We start from the raw sequence: 18,735 nt of genomic DNA on the forward strand, positions 1-18,735 counted from the left end.
GGCGCGTGCTGCCTCCCGCGCGTCGCAGCCCGCGCCCAGCGGGCGCCCGTCCTCGCTGACACTCCATATGCGCCGTTATCAGCGTTATTGGGCTACGGGATCGCGATCTGGTTTGCGGTGCGGGCCAGGCGCATGCGGCGGGTTGTGCTCAGTGCGCCGCGGACCGTGTCTCGGCGAGGGAGTGCTCCATCAGCTGGCGCAGCGCGCCGCGGTCCACTCCCGTCAGCCGGGTGAGGTAGAGGCAGGCCTTGCTCGCCCGGTGGTTGCCGAGCCGGGCCACGAGATCGGGCCAGCGCTGCGAGAAATCGTTGACGAGGTAGATCGTGTGCTTCGTGGGACCGGGCGCGAAGGCGAGCAGGGGAGCGCGGCCTGCGTGCCCGCTTTCGTAGCGGTACTCGTGTTCTCCGAAACCGATGATGCGGCCGGCCCACACGACCGGCCGTTCGCCGCTGATCTCGGCGTGGATCGCGAGCAGTTCGTCGGCTTCGGCGCGCCGTGGGCCTATGGCGCGGTCGAGTACCTCCGCAACCGGCAGGTCGGACGGTGACATTGCGGGCGGTTTCGTTGCCATGGGTCTCCTCGCGATCGTGCTGGATGGCCCAGAGTATCGGGCGGATGTCTGGGGCGGTTGTGCAGAGGGTGTCTGCGCAATGGGCGGTCGTGGTCAGTCGCTGTCCAATTCCAGGGCGATGGCGTCCGGTGAGGGCAGGGCCTGCCGTTCGGCTTCGGGCAGCTTGTCTTAGGTGTAGGAGGTAACGGCCAAGGGCTGGGCTGCCCCGTCCAGGCCGAGGAAATCAAGAACGAGCGGATCCTTGGCGACCTCGCGCGCCAGGTCCGATCCCTCCTTCGGAAGCCGTGCCTCCAGGTTGTTTGGGGCCGATCCTTCCCGTTCATGAAGCTTCGAGGCGATCTGGTGCTCGAGAACGGAAAGCGACCACCCGTGTTGGAGGGCCCGGGAGGCTGACCATTCACGCAGGGTCCGGTCCGGGCAGCGTTCGAGCAGGGCAACGTTGTGGCTCCAGCTGATTCGTGCAGACACTGTCTGCACGATTTCCTCCCGGCCGTCCCAGGCCTGCGCGAACGCCCGCATGTAGTAGAGGTTCCTGCGGGAGAAACCCTTCATGTGGGGAAATTCCCGGCGCAGGTCCTCGGCCAGGCGCCCGAGCACCTTGTTTCCCCACGGCTGGGCCTGCTGCTGCCGCAGAATCGTGCGGCCGATGCCCCAGTAGAGATCGATCATCGCGGCATTCACGACGCGCTGTGCGCGTAGCTGCGCCGCATGCACGGCGTCCTTCAGTTCGCCCAAGGTTTTCGCGTAGGCCACCAGGAGGTCTGGCTCGAGAACGGTCACCCTTTGACCCTGGCGGAATCCGGACACCACGATCCGAGGCCCTTGGGATGCTCCAAGGGAAAGGTTGTGTGTCCAGCGGAAACCCGATGATGCGACCCATGCCATGGCACGGTTATCGGGGTCAAGGGATCGCTCGCAGGGAGGTGCCACCGTTTGGCGGCCGTCGGGGCTTGTCCATGGGAAAATCTCCTCCGGCGGCCCGTCCGGACCGCTGCGCGGCCCGGACACCCCGGGAGACCTGGATACATTCACCTGCCACGGGCAGGTGCATAGGTTGGTGAGGCTTTACCCGGGGGAGGAGCCGGCCGAACCCCTGCCCCGGTCCTGCCCACAGTGGACCTGCCCACCACCACCGGCTTCATAACGGTCGGGGCCGAGATCACCGCCAAGACTGCGCACCTGGTGCATGTCCTGCACGCCGACGAGTCCGGTAGGACCCTCTGCATCTGGCTCCCGCCCCAACTCGTCCGCCCCTGCGGCGCCGACCGGCGCGGCCGGGCGGTGCCGCCAACCGACGGTGGGGGGGGTGGGCGGGGACCATGAGTGGGATCCATATCCCCTCGCACTTCCACGACGTCCTCGATCACGTCGCCATCAGCACCGGCTGGCGGTCAATCCTCACCTGCTCCAACGAGGGATACCTGGAACCCCATGTCTGGTAGGGGCCAGATGGGGCCAATCTGCCCATCCTACGGGCCTCCTCGAGTCCGGAATTTGGAATTCAACAGGATATTTGCACGCTACCCGCTACGCTTATCAGTTGCCGGACGGGTGATCCGGCTCACATGGGCTTCTTTCCATAATATGATAGCGAATTATCACATGAAGAGAATGTATTCAAGGTTTGCCAATGGCAGGGGGGTCGCCTTTGTTCGTCCATCCACCGATTAGCGTCGAGTCTCAACGACGGCCGCAAATGGGCCGCGGACCTGAAAGCCGGGCTAGAGCTACTGGCGGTGTAGGCAGCGATCGAAACTCACAGGCAATGCCCCCTGTCGGGGCCTAAGCCGATGCCGTCCCTGATTGTTCGCGATCGAAGGGCAATGACCTTCGGCGCCAGTAGCTAGATTGAGGTTGAATAAGTGAATCCCATGCAGGCGATGCCGGATCTGACCAGGCAGCAACCCCCAGTGACCACGGTTAAGCCTGGGACGGCTTGGGGTTACACGTCGCTTCTGCTGTTCCTTTATCTCCTGAATTGGACCGACAAGGCGGTTTTGGGGCTCGCAGCGCAACCGCTGGCCCGGGAGTTCGGCCTGACCACCGCTCAGATAGGCCTGCTGGGCAGTGCCTTCTATCTGGCTTTCGTGATCGGTGGTTTCTTCGCGGGAACCCTCCAGAGGAAGTTCACGGCCAAGTGGGCCTTGGCCTTCCTGGTGTTCACGTGGGCCTTGGCCATGGTGGCCCCGATGCTGGCCGTCGGCGGGTTCAGCGTCGTTCTTGCCTCACGTATCCTGCTGGGCTTGGGTGAGGGCCCGAGTGGTGCGCTGTTAATGGGCTCCATCTACTCGTGGCACCCCAAGGAGAAGCGAGGGTTTCCCTCGACAGTTGCCACGGGCATGCCCTCCGTGGCAAAGATCTGCCTGGCTCCGGTCCTTGCGCTCATCGTCGCCCACTGGGGGTGGAGATCAGCCTTCGGCATCTTGGCAGCCATGACCATTCTTTGGATCGTCCTGTGGATCCCCCTCTGGAAGAACGGTCCCTACACCTCGGAGTCCAAGAAGGCCGCCGTCGACACCGGAGAAACCTTGGTTCCACTGCGCAAAATCCTGACGACCGGGACGTTTATCAGCGGTTCCGTCGCCATGTTCGCGACCTACAGCATCATTTCCACGATGATCACGTTCCTTCCCACCTACTTCCAGATCGGAGTCGGCTTCCCTCAGGCCACGGCCGGTTCCTTGCTGGGCGTGGTGGGAGTATTGACTTTGCTCACCGCGTTGCCGATTGGCTACTTCACGGACAGGCTGATCACCCGGGGAGTTTCTTCCAGGATCCTTCGCGGGATTCTTCCGGGCCTGACCCTGAGTGCCGGGGGCCTGTTTTTCGTGGCCCTGCTCTTTCTGCCCGGTCCAGTGGCATCGGTGTGCCTCTACGCCGTCGGGTTCTCCCTGATCAATGTGGCTAACCCATTGCTGACCGCCGGGATCTCCGAAATTGCCCCGCCGCGCCAGACGTCGAGTGTCCTGGGCATGTTCATGGGGATCATGTACACGGGCGCGTTGGTCGTTCCCACGGTCACCGGGTACATCGTTGATGCCGCCCCTGACCCGGTCATCGGTTGGGGGCGCGCTCTTGCCGTCCTTGGTGCCCTGGCAGGGGTCGGCGGAGTGTCGGCGCTACTGTTCTTCAACCCGCACCGGGATTCCCTGAGATCGGCCAGCCTCATTAGCTAGCACTACGCCGTCGGCGACCGCTTCGGCCGGTGCCCACCTGAGCGAGGCTCGAACACCGCGGAAGCCACCGAAGGACTGCCCGTGGCGCTCCACGCTGCCCGCACCGAGGTGGCCGGCCAAAGCCGACCGCCTCCTCGGCCGGCTCTGCATGCAGGCGCGGGCCGGCTTCTTGAGACGCGCCGGGGCGCTGCCGCCTCGCTTGGGGCAGGAGAGTTGGCGCGGGCCAAGTGTGCTCAGGCCGGGATGGCGTGACGGTCCAATCGCGGCTCGAGGACCCGTCCACCGGGGAGGTGGTCCCCACCATGGCGGGCTTGGCTTCCCGCACCAGCGATCCGACAAGCGAATCGGCGCTGGACGCCCCGTGCCGCATCGCGGCAACCGCTCGGCTTCTTACTGGATCTTGACTTGTGAGACCTATCACTCATAGTGTCGATCTCACATTGATAGTCGATTATCAAAATATGATAATCGTTGGAGGGGTGTCCTTGAGTCCTGGAGTGCTGGGACTGTTCAACCGGCATCGACCCCCATGAAACTAGAGGAGGGTGGCATATTGGCGAAGCCAAGAATCCGTGTCCTGATGGCCTGCATGACCGTTGCGACGCTAGGCGTGACCGCCTCGGCCTGTTCCGCGAATGGCGGGGGCGCCGAGGCCACTGCCACGGACAAGACCATCGTCTATACGGAAGGCGCGAAGACGGTTACCGACTGGGACCACTTCGTCGCTGGGCACGAGAACATGTATGCGGCGCACGGTGTGACCCTCGACGGCGTGGACACCCAAACGGCGACCGCCGCGACGCAGCTGCTGGTGACGGGCGAAGCCAATGTGGGCCGCGGTCTTCCGCCAGCCATCCAGACCGTGAGCCAGAGCAACGGGGCCGTGAAGCTGATCAGCGTGGCCGACCTGCTGGTCCGGCCCCCGTTCGTGATGAACGCCAAGGGAATCACGTCTTGGGAGGGACTCAAGGGAACGAAAATCGGCGTATCCAGCCCCACGGATTCGACCGCGGTGGTCACCAAGGAAGCGATCAAGGCGCTGGGCTTCCCGGCCGACTCCGTGGAACTGGTGTCCTCCGGCGGGACGGGTGCCCGCTATGCCGCAATGGAAGGTGGGGCCATTGACGCTTCCCTCCTGCTGCCTCCCGTGAATTTCACGGCCGAAGAAGCCGGCTTCAACCGCGTCGGCTACTTGCCTGACGCCATGGGGAAGGACTGGCAGTTCGCCTTCACGTCCGTCATCGTCAACCCCACCTGGGCAGAGCAGAACCGGGAAACCCTGGTTTCCTTCCTCGCTGCCCGGAACGACGCCCTGAAGTGGCTCGCCGACCCGGCGAACAAGGACGAGGCGATCAGCATCCTCGCGACCGAGACCGAGATCTCGGAAGAGACGGCCGAGAAGGTCTACGACCTCATGGGCATCGGCACCGCCGATTCGGCCTTCGCACCGGAGGTCGGGGTTTCCGAACGGGCCGCCGGAAGCGTGCTGGACGCCCTGCAGGGCATGGAGCAAGCACCCCAGGACATGGAGATCTCCACCATGATCGATGACCAATACGCTGCGGAGGCCAGGAAGTGAACTCGACGCAACTCGGCCGGCCGGAGGTCGGCCACCCGCCCGGCGCGGTGGGCGGGCCCACGGAACAACCCTCGGCGGTCCGGCCTGCCCCCGCAGCGTTGCCTCTGCAGCGCAAGAGGGGGATCAACACGCAACTCTGGCGCAAGAACCGCTCCACCATCCTCGCGGTGCTGTCCCTTGCGATGGGCGCCGTCCTGTGGGAAATCCTGGGACGCTGGGTCGTCAACCCGCTCTTCCTGCCGCCGCTGTCCCAGGTGTGGGTCAGGTTCATCGAACTTGTCCAGGCCGGGCAGCTTGCGACGGACATCGGCGCCTCTTCCCAGGCCTACCTGCTTGGGCTGGCGGTCGCCATCGCGATCGGCGGCACGATCGGTATCGCCATGGCCGCCTCCAAGATCATCCGGGATCTCCTGGACCCGTGGGTCGCCATCCTGAACGCCACCCCCACGATCGCCCTGGCGCCCCTGTTTATCGTTGCGCTCGGGCTCGGCATCGAATCCAAGGTGGCCGTTTGCGCCATCGTGATGCTCTTCCCCATCCTCATCAATACCTACATGGGTTTCTCGACCACCGATGAGCAACTCGTCGAAACCGCGAAGTCGTACTGCGCCAGCCCCAAGCAGATCTACACCAAGGTCAAGCTCCCGATGGCGACGCCGTACCTGATCGCCGGACTGCGGCTGGCGGCGGCACACGGGCTCGTCGGCGTCGTGGTCAGCGAACTCTTCGGGGCCAGGGCGGGCATCGGCCTGCTGATCCTGAACTCCGCGGAGACCTTCGACAGCCGCGCGCTCTTCGTCGGCATCATCATCCTGGCCGTCGCCGGCGTCGCCATCACCTACGCCCTGATCGGGCTCGAACGCAGGCTGGCCCAGTGGCGGGCCACGGAACAGGAGTCCTGACCATGGCAGACGCACAGATCGACGTCCGCAACGTATCCAAGTCGTTCAAACGCAACGGCCGCACTGTCCAAGCCATCGACGGACTCAACCTTTCCATCCAGGACGGCCAATTCGTCAGCTTCGTCGGAGCCTCCGGCTGCGGGAAGAGCACCTTCCTGCGGATGCTCGACGGCCTCTCTCCCACCACGTCGGGCTCGATCGAAATCAACGGCGCACCCGTCAACCGCCCCGGACGCGAACGAGCCTTCGTCTTCCAACAGGATCGGATGCTCCCCTGGAGGACCGTCCTGGACAACGTCGCCTTCGGCCTCGAGGTCCAGGGAAAGAAGAAGAAGGAAGCCCGGGCGGCAGCGATGGAACTGTTGACGGTTGTCGGCCTCGCCCGCTTCGCCAACAGCCACCCCGGCGAGTTGTCCGGCGGCATGCGCCAGCGCGCCAACCTGGCACGCGCCTACGCCGTGGAGCCGAAGATCCTCCTCATGGACGAACCCTACGCGGCACTCGATGGCCAGACCCGCGAAATGATGCAGGCCTGGCTCATGGAAACCTGGGAGGCCTCCAAGCGCACCGTCCTCTTCGTCACGCACCAGATCGACGAGGCCGTCTACCTCTCCGACCGCGTCATCGTCATGACGGCCCGCCCCGGGCGGGTCAAGGCAGACATCGCGATCGACCTTCCCCGCCCGCGGACGCTTGCGGTCAAGAGGACGCCGGAGTTCAGCCAGTACATCGACCAGATCTGGTCCCTCATCGAAGAAGAGGTCAAGGAATCCATGAATCTCGAGATGCAGATGGGAGCATCATCTTGACGCACCAGACCGGCACATTCGCGGTGCAGGGGACTACGATTGCCGGCCTCAAGGAGACCGTGGCCCTCGCCGGCCGCATCCTGAACAAGCTGGGCATGGTCGACTATCTCGGGCACGTCAGCGCCCGCACCGAGGGTGGGATCATCATCAAGCCCAAGCACTCTCCAAAGATCACCGGCATGGACAAGCTCGAAGGCCGGCACATGATCGTCGTCGACGTCGACGGCACGCTCATCGAAGGGGATGAGGCACCTCCGGCGGAGGTCTTCATCCACACCGAGATCTACAGAAGGCGGCCCGACGTCCAGGCGGTCGTGCACACGCACCAGCCCGCGGCGACCACGCTTGGCCTTGTTGCCACACCGCTCAAGCCCCTGCTGCACATCCCCTCAAGCTACGTCAGCGATCCCGACGTGGGCCTGTGGCCGTGCCCGCTGCTCGTCACCAACGCGCAGCTCGGAGCGGAGCTGGCGGACAGCGTCGGCCAACGAGACTTTTGCCATCTTCAGGGCCACGGGATCGTGGCGCTGGGCGGCTCCGTTGAGGAAGCCGTCGTGCGGGCGGTCATGCTCGAGGAACAGGCCCAAGCGAACCTGGCCGTGTTGTCCACCGGACTGGAACCCAGGGAGATCACGCCGGGCGAAATCGAACAGCTCCAATCCCACCGCGCGCCCGTCGCGGGGCGATGGGCCTACCTTCGCGAACTGGTGGAAGCCATCCAATAGAGAAGTCACGTGCGGCGAGGGAGGTGGTTCCGGGCGCCGGAACCACCTCCCTCGTTCCGTGACGACGACGCAGAAATGGACGGTGGTGAGCAGCACTCACGGTCAGGCCGGACAAGGAGCCGTCTCGGAGAACGTGTCCTAGCGGTCGAGGTCGCCCATCGAGAGAAAGCGGCCCCCGCCCTTCACCGCTGCGGGGACAGACCGTCGTCAAACGCAGACCGACAGCAGGGAGAAATGGAATGAACGGTAGGACTCGACAACGGGTGGGGGAAGACAGGAGTGGTCCCAGCGCGGTTTCCTACGCCAGCGGATCGGAGTGGTCGATTCAGTTCGCGGCGTTCATTTCGTCCTTCGACCGGTTCGCGACTCCACCCATGCTGCTGGTTCTGGCTGCCCGCACCGGGATGACGTTCACCGAAGTGGTCACGCTGTTTTCGACCTACCTCCTGTTTTACGCTCTCGGCCAGCCGCTGTGGGGGATGGTGAGCGACCGCTTCGGCCGGCTCATAGTGCTGCGGTCGGCCCTGGTGGGCGGCCTGATCGGAGGCATCGCCAGCATGGTCTTTGCCTCATTCGCGCCGCTGACGGCGGCACGGGCATGGACCGGCCTGATGGTCGGAGCGCTGTATCCGACCCTGATGACATTGATCGGCGACTCGGCCCAAGGCACCCAACGTGCCCGGTCACTCTCCCGCCTGCAGGTGATTGGAAACCTGGGGACTGCCCTCGCCACGCTCGCCGCGGGCACCTTGGCCGCCCTCATTGACTGGCGGCTGGTATTTGGCCTGACTTCCGCGGGCTGCCTCGCCCTGCTGCTGGCTCTGCGCGGCAAGCGCGAAACGCCTCGGGACTTCAAGGGACGGGCGATGCGTCACGCCTTCAAACCCGTGGTCCTCGGCGTGTATGGACTCGCCGTCCTGGAAGGGATGGTAATGCTGGGAGCCTTCACCTACATCGTCCCGGCACTGGAACATGCCGGGGTCGCCGTCACGGTGGCCGGCGTGCTGGGGGCGGCCTACGCGGTCGGGATTATCGGAGGCGCCCGTGTCATGCCCGGGCTTGTCGAGCGTTTCTCTCGAACGCGCCTGATGGCAATCGGCGGCGGGATTCTGCTCGTGGGGCTCGTGGCATCGACGGTATCGCAGTCTCCGGCGGCCTTGACCGCCACGGCGACACTCATCGGTGCTTCAACCGCCGTTCTGCACGTTTCCATACAGGGCTGGGCGACGGAGGTGGCTCCGGCTGCTCGCGCGACGACCGTCTCTTTCTTCGCCTGCTCGATGTTCCTGGGCAGTTCGCTGGCCACGTTCCTTGCCGCCCCCCTGGCCGACCTGGGCCGGTTCCATATGATCTTCGGCCTGTCCCTGCCCGCCGCGGCGGTCCTCACCCTCGCGGCCTCCTGGGGCCACGGCCGATGGATGGCGCGCCAGAAGGAGCCGGCGGCGGGCCTTCCCGGCGCCGTGTAGCGCTCCGCTCCGCTCCCAGGGAATCCGATTCGCTTCAGGGGGTTGACTGACACCCCGAACCTGCTACGTTCTTATCAGAATAGAAAAATCGATTCTCAGGATACGAGAATCATAATGTGTGGTCTTGAATCGCGCTTGGCGATGGATGAAAGGCGGGAAATATGGAATCCCACGACGTGGTAGTCGTCGGAGCGGGCCCCGTGGGCCTGACGCTCGCGGTGGAACTCGGGCAGCGCGGCAAGTCCGTGCTGGTGCTCGAGAAGCGCAAGCAGCTGGGAAAGCTTCCCAAGATGGAGCGGTGCAACGCCCGCACGATGGAGAACTTCCGCCGCATGGGACTTGCGGAGCGCATCCGCCGAGCCGGCCTGGACAACGACATGCCCATGGACGTCTTCATCTGCGATGAGACCCTCGTCCGCGAACCGCTGGTCCACCACCACTACCCCTCGGTCTCCGAACTCAAGGAGCAGTACCGGGAGACCAACGACGGGTCCTGCCCGGCCGAGCCGTACCAGCTGATCTCCCAGTACACGCTTGAGCCGCTGCTGGTCGACGCGCTGGCCGAGTTGGAGAGCGTGGAAGTGCGATTCGACGCGGAGGTGACCTCATTCATCGACGACGGCGCGTCGGTCACCGTGCGCTATCGGAACTCGGAGGGCGTCGAGTCCATCGTGCAGGCCGCCTACCTGGTCGGATGCGACGGCGCATCCAGCGAGGTGCGCAGGGCGCTGGGATTCGAGCTCGAGGGAGATTCCCTGCTGGAGATGCGCCAGGCGCTCTTCTACTCCGAGAACCTGCTGGACCGGATCCCGATCGGCTCCGGACGCCACTACCACGTGGCAGACGACAAATCCTCCTTCCTGATCGTCCAGGACGACAAGAAGCACTTCTCCCTCCACGCCACAGTGGCCTCGGACGAGGAAATGCCCGAACTCTTCGAGAAAATCCTGGGTTTCCCGGTCGAATACGAAACCCTGTACGTCGGTTCCTGGCGCCAGCGCCTGATGCTCTCGAGCGGATACTCGTCAGGCCGCGTCTTCATCGCCGGCGACGCGGCGCACCTGGTCATCCCCACCGGCGGCCTGGGGATGAACACCGGGCACGGCGACGCGGTGGACCTGGCGTGGAAACTGGCCGCCGCCCTCGAAGGCTGGGGTGGCGAAGGACTGCTCGCCAGCTACGAACTCGAGCGCCGCCCCATCGGGGCCCGCAACATCGCCGCCTCACGCAAGGCCACCATGGGCCGCCGCAAATGGCGCGGCATGTGGTCGCCAGCACTCACCGACCGGGGCCCCGAAGGCGACAAGGCCCGCGCCGAACTGGCCGCGGTTGCCGACCAGGAGCAGCGGTGGAGCAACGACCTGTATGGCATCGAACTCGGCTACGGATACCTGGACTCCCCGGTCATCAGCTACGGCGAGGACTACGCCATCGATGAACTGGGGCTCGACTTCAAGTACACGCCACGGTCCCTTGAAGGCTTCCGCCTCCCGAACGTCCACCTCGAAGACGGCACCCCGCTGCAGGACTCGCTGGGCCACGAATACACGATCCTGTGCACCGGCACCGACGCAGAAGCGGCCCAGACGCTCGAAAACGCGATCGCCGGCATCGGCGCCCCGGTCAAAACCTTCCATGTCGCCAGCGAAGACGCCCGGAAGGTCTACGGCGAGGGTTACCTGCTCCTCCGCCCGGATCTGCACATCGCCTGGCGCGGCACCCGGATGCCGGAGGAGCCGGCTCCCCTCGCCGCCCTGGTCACGGGGCACCTCGCCGTGCGCGGGTGTGCCGCGCACGAGCACCCCGACACGCTGGCCGCGCTGGCCGGCGGCCAGTAGGCCAACCCGACCGCCCCGAAGAAGACGCGCCGCGCCAACGCGCGGACCGAAAGAAGAAGAGGACAGAAATGAACCAGGAAGCACCGAAGAAGCCGTACCGCCGGATCGCCGTGGAGGAGGGATGGGGTTTCCCGGAGATGTTCGACATCTACAAGAAATTCCTCACCGACTATCCCCAGGACGACCCGAGCTTCATGAGCCTGATGGGCTATTACGCCCTAGCCGACGGCGAACGCCCCGAATCGGTGCGCCGCCGCCTGACCGATACCGAAACGCGCTTGCAGGAAATGGACGCGGCGGGCATCGACCACCAGCTGCTCTCGCTGACCTCCCCGGGAACCAACCCGCTGCCGGCCCGAGAGGCAACGTGGCTGGCCCAGCGCTCCAACGACGCCATGGCAAAGGTCATCGTCGACCACCCCACCCGCTTCTCCGGACTTGCCGCGGTGCCCTTCACGGCCACGGACGCCGGCGCCGAGGAACTGACCCGCGCAGTGAAGGACTTGGGATTCAAGGGCGCCATCCTGAACTCGCACGTGCGCGACGAGTACACGGACTCCCCGCACTTCCTCTCCTTCTATGAGGCCGCCGAAGCCCTGGACGTGCCGGTCTACCTGCACCCGAACGGACCGTCGCAGGGATTGTTCAAGCCCTTCCACGATCGTGGCCTGGACGGCTCGATCTACGGCTTCGGCGTTGAAACCGGGCTGCACCTGCTGCGACTGGTCGTCTCGGGCATCTTCGAGAAGTTTCCCCACCTGAAGATCGTCGTGGGCCACCTCGGCGAAGCGCTGCCGTTCTGGCTCAACCGCATTGACTACATGTACGGCAAGCAGATCGCCACCGGACGCTACGCACACGTCAAGCCCCTGCCGAAGAAGCCCTCGGAGTACCTGAAGGAGAACGTCTGGTACACCACTTCCGGCATGCCTTGGCAGGACGAGGTCATGTTCGTCCGCAAGATGGTCGGCGCTGACCGCGTCATGTACGCCATGGACTACCCGTACCAGTACGAGCCCAGCGAGGTGGACATCCAGGACAACCTGCCCATCTCCGACGAGGAGAAGTTCCAGTTCTTCGAGGGTATCGCCACCCGGGTCTTCAAGATCTAGCCTTCACCCAGGGCCTGGCACGGCACAGTGCCAGGCCCTCCGGGAGCCACTGCCCGTACCCGAACGTTTCACCCGACCTACTCAGGTTCCCGGTAAATGCAAGTGATGTATCATATTCTGATAACAACCTGAGGAGGTAGGAATGGGTGCCGCCACATCGGACAATGGGACGTCAAGCAGTTCCAAGAAGGTGCTGAGCCTGCTTTTCCAGTTCTCCGCCGAGCGTACGGAACTTTCGGTTCCGGAAATGTCCGAACTGATCGGCGCAACCACGCCCAGCACCTACCGGTACCTTGCCCTGCTCAAAGACCTGGACCTGCTCGAAGAGGGAAAGCCCGGGCACTACCACCCCACTGCGCGGGTCATACCCCTGGCACGCGCGGCCCAGCTCTCGAACCCACTCGCGCGGATCGCCGGACCGCTGCTCCGCGAAGCCGCCGACACCATCGGCGAGACCGTCATGCTCCAGCAACTCGCCGGCGATCAGGTCGTCTGTATCGAACTCGCCGAATGCGACCGGCCCATGCGCTTCACCATCCAACGCGGCCGCTCCACGCCTTTGGGGCGGGGTGCATCCGGAAAAATGGCCCTCGCCCTCTGCCCGGCGGAAACCCGCGAACGGCTCCTTCCAGCGCACCTGAGTCAAGACCAACTGGACACCTACCTTGCCCAAGGATTCGCCACGAGCAACTCCGAAATCGACGAGGGCGTGTGGGCCTGCAGCGTCCCCGTCATCAACACCCGGAAAAACCTGTCCGTCCTCACATCCGCTGGCCCCGAGTCCCGCATACCCGAGGAACGCAAGGAACAGACACTTCAGACGTTGCAGAAATCTGCCCAGAAGATCCGCGAAAAGTATTCAAAACTCCTGATCTAAAGGCAGACGCAACGCGGACCCTGCTTCCGGAAGGTCGAGAAGTGCAGCGGGAAAGTCACCGGTACGCCCGGGAACCCCGGCCTCGCCGGCGACGGCCAAGGCCTGGCACCGTGGCCGCTGGCTATGATGAGAATCAGCCGCTCCGCATAACGTCAGGGCTTCCTTGGGGCCTGCTGGTGACCCGGCGTATTGATGACCGGCCAATAGCGGCTGTACTGGCTCCGGACTGCCGCTAGGCCGGGTCATAGGCAGTCCGGGTCCTGCCGGACTGCACGACGTGCTGCTCGGGGATGCCGGTGCTGCATCCCGGAATACGGGTGGCCATCGGCTGCGACCTGGTGGGGATGCGGGCCGTTCCGTACACCCGTGAGGGAGCATGCGATGCCGCCGGCCGAGCTGCCTGCGGCCGATTGGGCCGGAGCTGGCGGATTAGGCCCAGTGCCTCCTCGCCTATTGGGCGACACTTTCGCATCAAGTGCGGATCGGCTTGGCGGTTCCCTGACGCGGCGGGCCTCCGACGCGTATCTCGCCGCTCCGGACCGGCAACCGTCGCGCCGCTCCCCTGGTTTCGGGAAGAGACCTGCGACCGCAAAACCGCCGGATAGCCGGGTCGGGGTAGGCAAAGACGGCCTTCCCGTATCAAAATCCGTCGAATTCGCATCGGACGCTATTCGCCGCGTTCCTCCCTAACATATGCGCCGTTATTGGCGTCTTGATAGCGCGCCCAACTTTGGCAAACATGGACCACGAGTGGCCGGAGATCTGGACCCGGACGGGGGAAGGGGCGTTATCCCGCTGCCTCGTGTTCTAGGGCTCGTCCTGTGAATCGGCCGGCAGGCTGTGTTCAGCCTGCCGGATGGTCGGTGGAGGCGAGCTGACGGACTGGTTCCTGTCCTGCGAATCATCGGCGCCAAAGGACGGTAGCTGTGATGATTCGCGGGACAGGCCCTCGGTGGATGGTGGGGTATAACCCAAGGCACTACTGGCGGCTTGGGCCGCCCGGGCCACCACGGGCCCGAGGCGTTCAACATCGCCGGGCCCAACGCGTTGAGTCGGGAATCCGAGTCCGATTACTCCTGCGAGGCGCCGGTAGTGGTCGAATACGGGGGCGCTGATCGACCCGACGTCTTCGTGGCGCTCACCGAACGCCGCGAAATATCCCTGCGCACGCGCTTCCCGGCTCTGGGCGTCCAGCGCCTCCAGGCTGTTTGGCGTGAGGGGCGTGAATTTTGCCAGTGTGGAATCGCTGAGCGCTTTCCTCGCCTCCGGATCGTAGGCGAGGAAAATCTTGCCTGGTGCGCCCGCATGAAGGGGCATGACCTGTCCGACCACGAAGGGCCGCATGACAACATGCCGAGTTTCCGCCACGGCCACCACTGTGCGGAAGGCTCCATCACGGACATAAAGGCACGCACTTTCGCCCGTCTCGTCTCGGAGATCTTCCAGGACGGGCTTGACCAGCCGTACCAGGTCCAAGCCCAATGTTCCCGGCGTAGCCCATCTCACGAGTCCAATGCCGATGCGGTACCGGTCGTCGTAGCGATCGAGGAACCCTTCCCTCACCATGTTCTGGACCAACCGCTGGCAGGTGCTTGACGGCAGGCCCGTAAGGCGGATTATCCGTTGGAGTGTCGGCTCCGGTTCCTCCACGGAGAAGCAGTTGAGGATCTCCGTGACTTTGTGCAGCACGAGGATGGGCGGAGCCCCCGCCGTTGAGTCCCCAGCCATGTGTCTTCCCCTTTTTCACCCGCCGTGATGCCTAGCCATTCTAGCTTTTTTCCGCGATTCGACCGATCACCGTCAGCCCTTGGCAATGTGATGCAGTTGACATGCTCAACGATTGGCCCGCATCATGGGATACAAACCCGCCATGTGGGAAATTGAAACACGTACCAGATTTGTGGAGAAACTGTGAGCACCCCAGAAACCGCCTGCGAAACCGTTGCCGTCGCCAAGCCGGACGGCCTGTCCCGCATCGGCCTGATCGTCCCGAGTTCGAACACGACCATGGAAACCGAACTTCCTGAACTGTTCCGCCGGCAATCCGAGGCCACGGGCCACCGGTACACCTTCCACTCGGCACGCGCCGGGATGAAGAACGTCAACAAAGAGGAATTGCTGGCCATGGTCGCCAAGGCCGCCGATTGCGCCTCCTCGGTCTCCGACGCCGACGTCGACACCATTGCCTACGCCTGCCTGGTGGCAGTCATGGCACAGGGGGCCAATGCCCACGTCGATTCCGAAGCCGCAATCGCCCGGGCGGCGCAGGAAAATGGGCACCCGGCCGCCGTAACGAGCAGCGCCGGCGCACTCGTGCGCACCCTGCAGGAGATGGGTGCCCGGAAGGTGGCCATGGTCACCCCTTACATGAAGCCGCTGACGCAGATGGTGCGCGAATACATCGAAGGAGCGGGCATCGAGGTGCTGGAGGCGGTGAGCCTCGAAGTTCCGGACAACCTGGCCGTTGGCCGTCTGGACCCGCAAAACCTTCCGGAGATTGCACGGAACCTTCAGCGCGAGGGCGCTGACGCGATCGTCCTTTCGGCATGTGTGCAAATGCCGTCCCTTCCCGCCGTGCAGGCTGTGGAGAACGAACTCGGTCTGCCGGTCATCACCGCGGCGACGGCAACCGCCTACGAAATCCTCAAGTCCTTGGGCCACACGCCGGCGATCAGCAACGCAGGGTCCCTGCTCTCCGGCGAGCTCAGCAAGCTCCCTGCCCGGGTCGAGTAGGTTAGGCCGGAACCAATGACTCTGGCTCTCATCGCCTTCGCGGTCCTCATCGTCGCGTTCGCAATCGGTTCCTTCACCCGGATCAACGCCGGCCTCATCGCCACCGTGGCGGCCTTCGCCGTCGGAACCCTCGTGGCCGGCCTGTCGATCAAGGACGTCATCGCTCAGTTCCCGGCCGGCCTGTTTTTCATCCTGGTCGGCGCAACGTTGCTCTTCGCAATCGTGAGGATCAACGGAACCATTGATCTGTTGGCTTACTGGGCCGAACTTCTTGCGGGAAACCGAAGATTCCTCGTCCCCGTACTCATGTTCGTCCTCACGGCCGCCTTGGCATCTGCTGGCGCTTTTACCCCGGCAGCGATTGCCATCGTCGCCCCCGTGGGAATCGCGCTCGGACTGCGGTTCGGCATCAGCCCCCTATCGATGGGCCTCGTGATCGTCCAAGGTGCCAACGCCGGCGCCTTCTCGCCGGTCAATCCGTTCGGTGTCCTCGCCAATGTCATGCTGGAGGAAGCCGGAGCCTCGGGGGACTCGTTGAAGCTCTACCTGTACTGCTTCGTCTTCAACGCCGTCCTGGCCTTCCTTGCCTACGTTGCCATCGAAAGCATCATGAAAAGGCGTGTCGCACGAGATACCGGCAACGGGAACGGCGCTCCCGACGAAGAACCGATTGAATCCCCGGCCTTCCATGCCACCGGTGGCGGTGCCGGCACCCTGGTCGCACCCGCACCCGCACCCGCGCCGAGCAAGGTCACGGTCACGGATGGGCCGAAAATTGCACCCGAAAAGGTGGCGGCCACCCCCACACGCATTCTGACGCTGGTCGGGATCGCAGCCCTGCTGATCCTCACGACGGTGTTCGGAATCGACGTGGGCGTCGCCTCCCTTGTGGTCGCCTTGGTGCTGATCGCAGCGAACCCGGGCGTGCAGAAGCCGGCCGTCGAGAGCATGCCCTGGTCTGCGGTCATCCTGGTGACGGGCATCGTCACCTATGTGGGCATGTTGGAAGAAATGGGTGCCCTGGAACAGTTGCAGAAGGGTATCGCAGGCCTGGGCAACGGCTCCGTCGCCGCGCTGATCACCAGCTACGTGGTCGGCATCGTTTCCGCTTTCGCTTCTACGACCGGAACATTGGGCGTGATCACTCCCATCGTCACTCCGATCGCGATGGATCCGTTGCTGACGCCTCTCGGCGTCGTGACCGCCATCGCCATCAGCTCCTCAGTCGTCGATGTCAGTCCCATGTCCACCAGCGGGGCGCTGTTGATGGCCAGTGCGCAGCCCAAGGATGAACGAATGTTCTTCCGTGCGCTGCTGCTGTGGGCCGTGGCGATGATCGCCATTGTGCCGCTGCTGGTGTGGTTCATCTTCGTCCAGCTCGGCATCGGCTAAGAACGGTTGCGCTAGGAGGGGGCGTCCGGCCGGTCCGGACGCCCCCTGCTTGGTGCGCCTGGCGGGGACCATGCCCCGGCTGCCTCCTCGGGCATCCTGCCTGCGTAGGCTGGAGGGATGCGAAAAGACTTTGACCCCGGCCAGCTGACTCCAAGGGATTTCTACCGGTTGCTGACGGCCGTCGTGGTTCCGCGCCCGATAGCGTGGGTGTCGAGCACCTCGGCCGAAGGCGTGGACAATCTTGCTCCTCATTCGTTCTTCACTGTTGCCTCCGTGAACCCACCGATCGTCCAGTTCACCTCGGTGGGGGAGAAGGATTCGCTGCGCAACATCCGCGCTACGGGCGAGTTCGTGGTGAATCTGGCCCCCGCCGAACTGATGCCTGAAGTCAACGCCACGGGCACCAACTTTCCCCCGGACGTGAGTGAGTTCGACGCGGCCGGCTTGACGCGTGAAGCAGCGCGCAGCGTGGGAGTGCCCCGGGTGGCGGAATCCCCGGTGGCCCTGGAGTGCCGCTTGCACACCGCTCTGCCGATCGGTGACTGCGTAGTGGTCTTCGGGAAAGTGACCCACGCAGCGGTTGATTTGAGCGTTCTGGAGGGCAGCCACCCGCGCATCGATCTGCTGGAACCGCTGGCACGGTTGGGGCTGGACGAATGGGCCACCACGGGTTCCGTTCGCGAATTGAAACGGATCCGCAAGGATGAGTGGCCTGGTGAATTCCGCCCGAAGAACCGCTCCGAGGACTTGGACGGCAAGTCCTGAATTGACGCGGGGAGTTCGTCATCCAGGTCCAAGCGCCGCGTCCCCGCGATGATGAGCGTGAGGATCCAGCCGGTCGCTGTGGCACGGCCGGGATGTCCCCTTCTGGCCTTACGGCGTGGACCGAGACACCGAAACCCTGCGTACCTTCCTCCGCTATTCCTAGGACCAAGGTCTAGCGGCGAAGCCGCTCGAAACCAACGAACTCTTCGCACCCGAAACGCTCGAGACCACACTCGTCTAACCACCAAAAAGACCGCTACCCACGACTTGGAAACAAGACGCGGGTAGCGGTCTTTCCGCTTGAAACCGTCATATGCGCCGTTATCGACGCTCGTGAATGGGTCGGGAAGAACGCCTCAATGGCTTGGGGGAGATGAGCCATGCCGTCGGTCACGTCGTTCCGGCTGAAGACGGCTTCACGTATCGCGACTGGCTGCTCCTGTCCCCCGATTCTTGCCGGCGTTGCCGCCCTGATTGCAGCTGTAACAGTGGTTCTGGCTTACCCATGGACGATAGGTGTCCCGATAAAGCGTCTTGATGCCCACCACCGGTTGCAAGGCAGAATTCTGCAGCTCATGTCTGACCCGCGAAGGCACGCAGGGGGCGGGGTGTAGGCGCGAACGTCAGTCCGGGCGGCATCTCTCCAACCAACGGAGGCCTTAGAGACGCCAAGCCCGGTTCCGCGCCGCAGCGCGGAACCGGGCTTGGTGCCGTCGTTCTCCTACCAGCCGCGCTCGGCCAGCCGGTGCGGCTGGGCGATCTCGTCGACGTTGATGCCGACCATGGCCTC

General features: G+C 64.4%; 16 protein-coding genes. 13 read left to right on the top strand and 3 right to left on the bottom strand.

Annotated elements, in window-relative coordinates; all coding sequences use genetic code 11:
* Positions 1 to 148 precede the first annotated feature (148 nt).
* Together ABD912_RS02565 and ABD912_RS02570 are read right to left on the bottom strand one after the other, a co-directional pair.
* A complete protein-coding gene (locus tag ABD912_RS02565; RefSeq protein ID WP_345148252.1) occupies positions 149 to 571 on the bottom strand; it encodes a DUF1801 domain-containing protein in 423 nt (140 codons plus the stop codon).
* 168 nt (positions 572 to 739) lie between these two features.
* Entirely contained in the window at positions 740 to 1,351 is a 612-nt protein-coding gene (locus tag ABD912_RS02570; protein WP_345148253.1) for a DUF1016 N-terminal domain-containing protein, read from the bottom strand.
* Positions 1,352 to 1,890: 539 nt separating this feature from the next.
* Between ABD912_RS02570 and ABD912_RS02575 the strand changes: the two genes are divergently transcribed.
* The 10 genes from ABD912_RS02575 (at position 1,891) to ABD912_RS02620 (ending at position 13,055) form a co-directional block, all read left to right on the top strand.
* Positions 1,891 to 2,013 (top strand): hypothetical protein, encoded by a 123-nt coding sequence (locus ABD912_RS02575; protein ID WP_345148254.1) that lies wholly within the window; start codon positions 1,891 to 1,893, stop codon positions 2,011 to 2,013.
* Between the two features lie 429 nt (positions 2,014 to 2,442).
* The gene (locus tag ABD912_RS02580) at positions 2,443 to 3,747 is read left to right on the top strand and encodes an MFS transporter (RefSeq protein WP_345148273.1); all 1,305 of its coding nucleotides are present in this window, start codon (positions 2,443 to 2,445) and stop codon (positions 3,745 to 3,747) included.
* Between the two features lie 589 nt (positions 3,748 to 4,336).
* Entirely contained in the window at positions 4,337 to 5,326 is a 990-nt protein-coding gene (locus tag ABD912_RS02585; RefSeq protein ID WP_345148255.1) for an ABC transporter substrate-binding protein, read from the top strand.
* Positions 5,323 to 6,228 carry an ABC transporter permease gene (locus ABD912_RS02590; RefSeq protein ID WP_345148257.1) on the top strand — a complete coding sequence of 302 codons (906 nt, stop codon included), beginning with the start codon at positions 5,323 to 5,325 and terminating at the stop codon, positions 6,226 to 6,228. The genes ABD912_RS02585 and ABD912_RS02590 overlap by 4 nt, the downstream gene beginning before the upstream one ends.
* Before the next feature lie 2 nt (positions 6,229 to 6,230).
* Positions 6,231 to 7,037 (top strand): ABC transporter ATP-binding protein, encoded by an 807-nt coding sequence (locus tag ABD912_RS02595; RefSeq protein ID WP_345148259.1) that lies wholly within the window; start codon positions 6,231 to 6,233, stop codon positions 7,035 to 7,037.
* Complete coding sequence (locus tag ABD912_RS02600) at positions 7,034 to 7,762, top strand: class II aldolase/adducin family protein (protein ID WP_345148260.1); 729 nt, start codon at positions 7,034 to 7,036, stop codon at positions 7,760 to 7,762. Before ABD912_RS02595 ends, ABD912_RS02600 begins: the two co-directional genes overlap by 4 nt.
* 239 nt (positions 7,763 to 8,001) lie before the next feature.
* Positions 8,002 to 9,228 (top strand): MFS transporter, encoded by a 1,227-nt coding sequence (locus tag ABD912_RS02605; RefSeq protein ID WP_345148261.1) that lies wholly within the window; start codon positions 8,002 to 8,004, stop codon positions 9,226 to 9,228.
* Between the two features lie 161 nt (positions 9,229 to 9,389).
* Positions 9,390 to 11,066, top strand: a complete 1,677-nt coding sequence (locus ABD912_RS02610) for an FAD-dependent oxidoreductase (RefSeq protein ID WP_345148263.1) — start codon at positions 9,390 to 9,392, stop codon at positions 11,064 to 11,066.
* 68 nt (positions 11,067 to 11,134) lie between these two features.
* Positions 11,135 to 12,178, top strand: a complete 1,044-nt coding sequence (locus ABD912_RS02615; RefSeq protein ID WP_345148265.1) for an amidohydrolase family protein — start codon at positions 11,135 to 11,137, stop codon at positions 12,176 to 12,178.
* A gap of 142 nt (positions 12,179 to 12,320) precedes the next feature.
* On the top strand, positions 12,321 to 13,055 hold the full coding sequence (locus ABD912_RS02620; protein WP_345148267.1) for an IclR family transcriptional regulator: 735 nt from the start codon (positions 12,321 to 12,323) through the stop codon (positions 13,053 to 13,055).
* A gap of 807 nt (positions 13,056 to 13,862) precedes the next feature.
* On the opposite strand, the gene ABD912_RS02625 is transcribed toward ABD912_RS02620, so the two are convergent.
* A complete protein-coding gene (locus tag ABD912_RS02625) occupies positions 13,863 to 14,783 on the bottom strand; it encodes an IclR family transcriptional regulator (protein WP_345148269.1) in 921 nt (306 codons plus the stop codon).
* A gap of 183 nt (positions 14,784 to 14,966) precedes the next feature.
* Between ABD912_RS02625 and ABD912_RS02630 the strand changes: the two genes are divergently transcribed.
* The 3 genes from ABD912_RS02630 (at position 14,967) to ABD912_RS02640 (ending at position 17,945) form a co-directional block, all read left to right on the top strand.
* Positions 14,967 to 15,788: a maleate cis-trans isomerase family protein gene (locus ABD912_RS02630; protein ID WP_345148270.1), complete on the top strand. Its 822-nt coding sequence runs from the start codon at positions 14,967 to 14,969 to the stop codon at positions 15,786 to 15,788.
* Positions 15,789 to 15,803: 15 nt separating this feature from the next.
* Positions 15,804 to 17,180 carry an SLC13 family permease gene (locus ABD912_RS02635; RefSeq protein ID WP_345148271.1) on the top strand — a complete coding sequence of 459 codons (1,377 nt, stop codon included), beginning with the start codon at positions 15,804 to 15,806 and terminating at the stop codon, positions 17,178 to 17,180.
* 117 nt (positions 17,181 to 17,297) lie between these two features.
* Positions 17,298 to 17,945, top strand: a complete 648-nt coding sequence (locus tag ABD912_RS02640) for a flavin reductase family protein (protein WP_345148272.1) — start codon at positions 17,298 to 17,300, stop codon at positions 17,943 to 17,945.
* Positions 17,946 to 18,735: the final 790 nt, after the last annotated feature.

The organism is Arthrobacter ginkgonis (assembly GCF_039540195.1).
Lineage (GTDB): Bacteria > Actinomycetota > Actinomycetes > Actinomycetales > Micrococcaceae > Zafaria > Zafaria ginkgonis.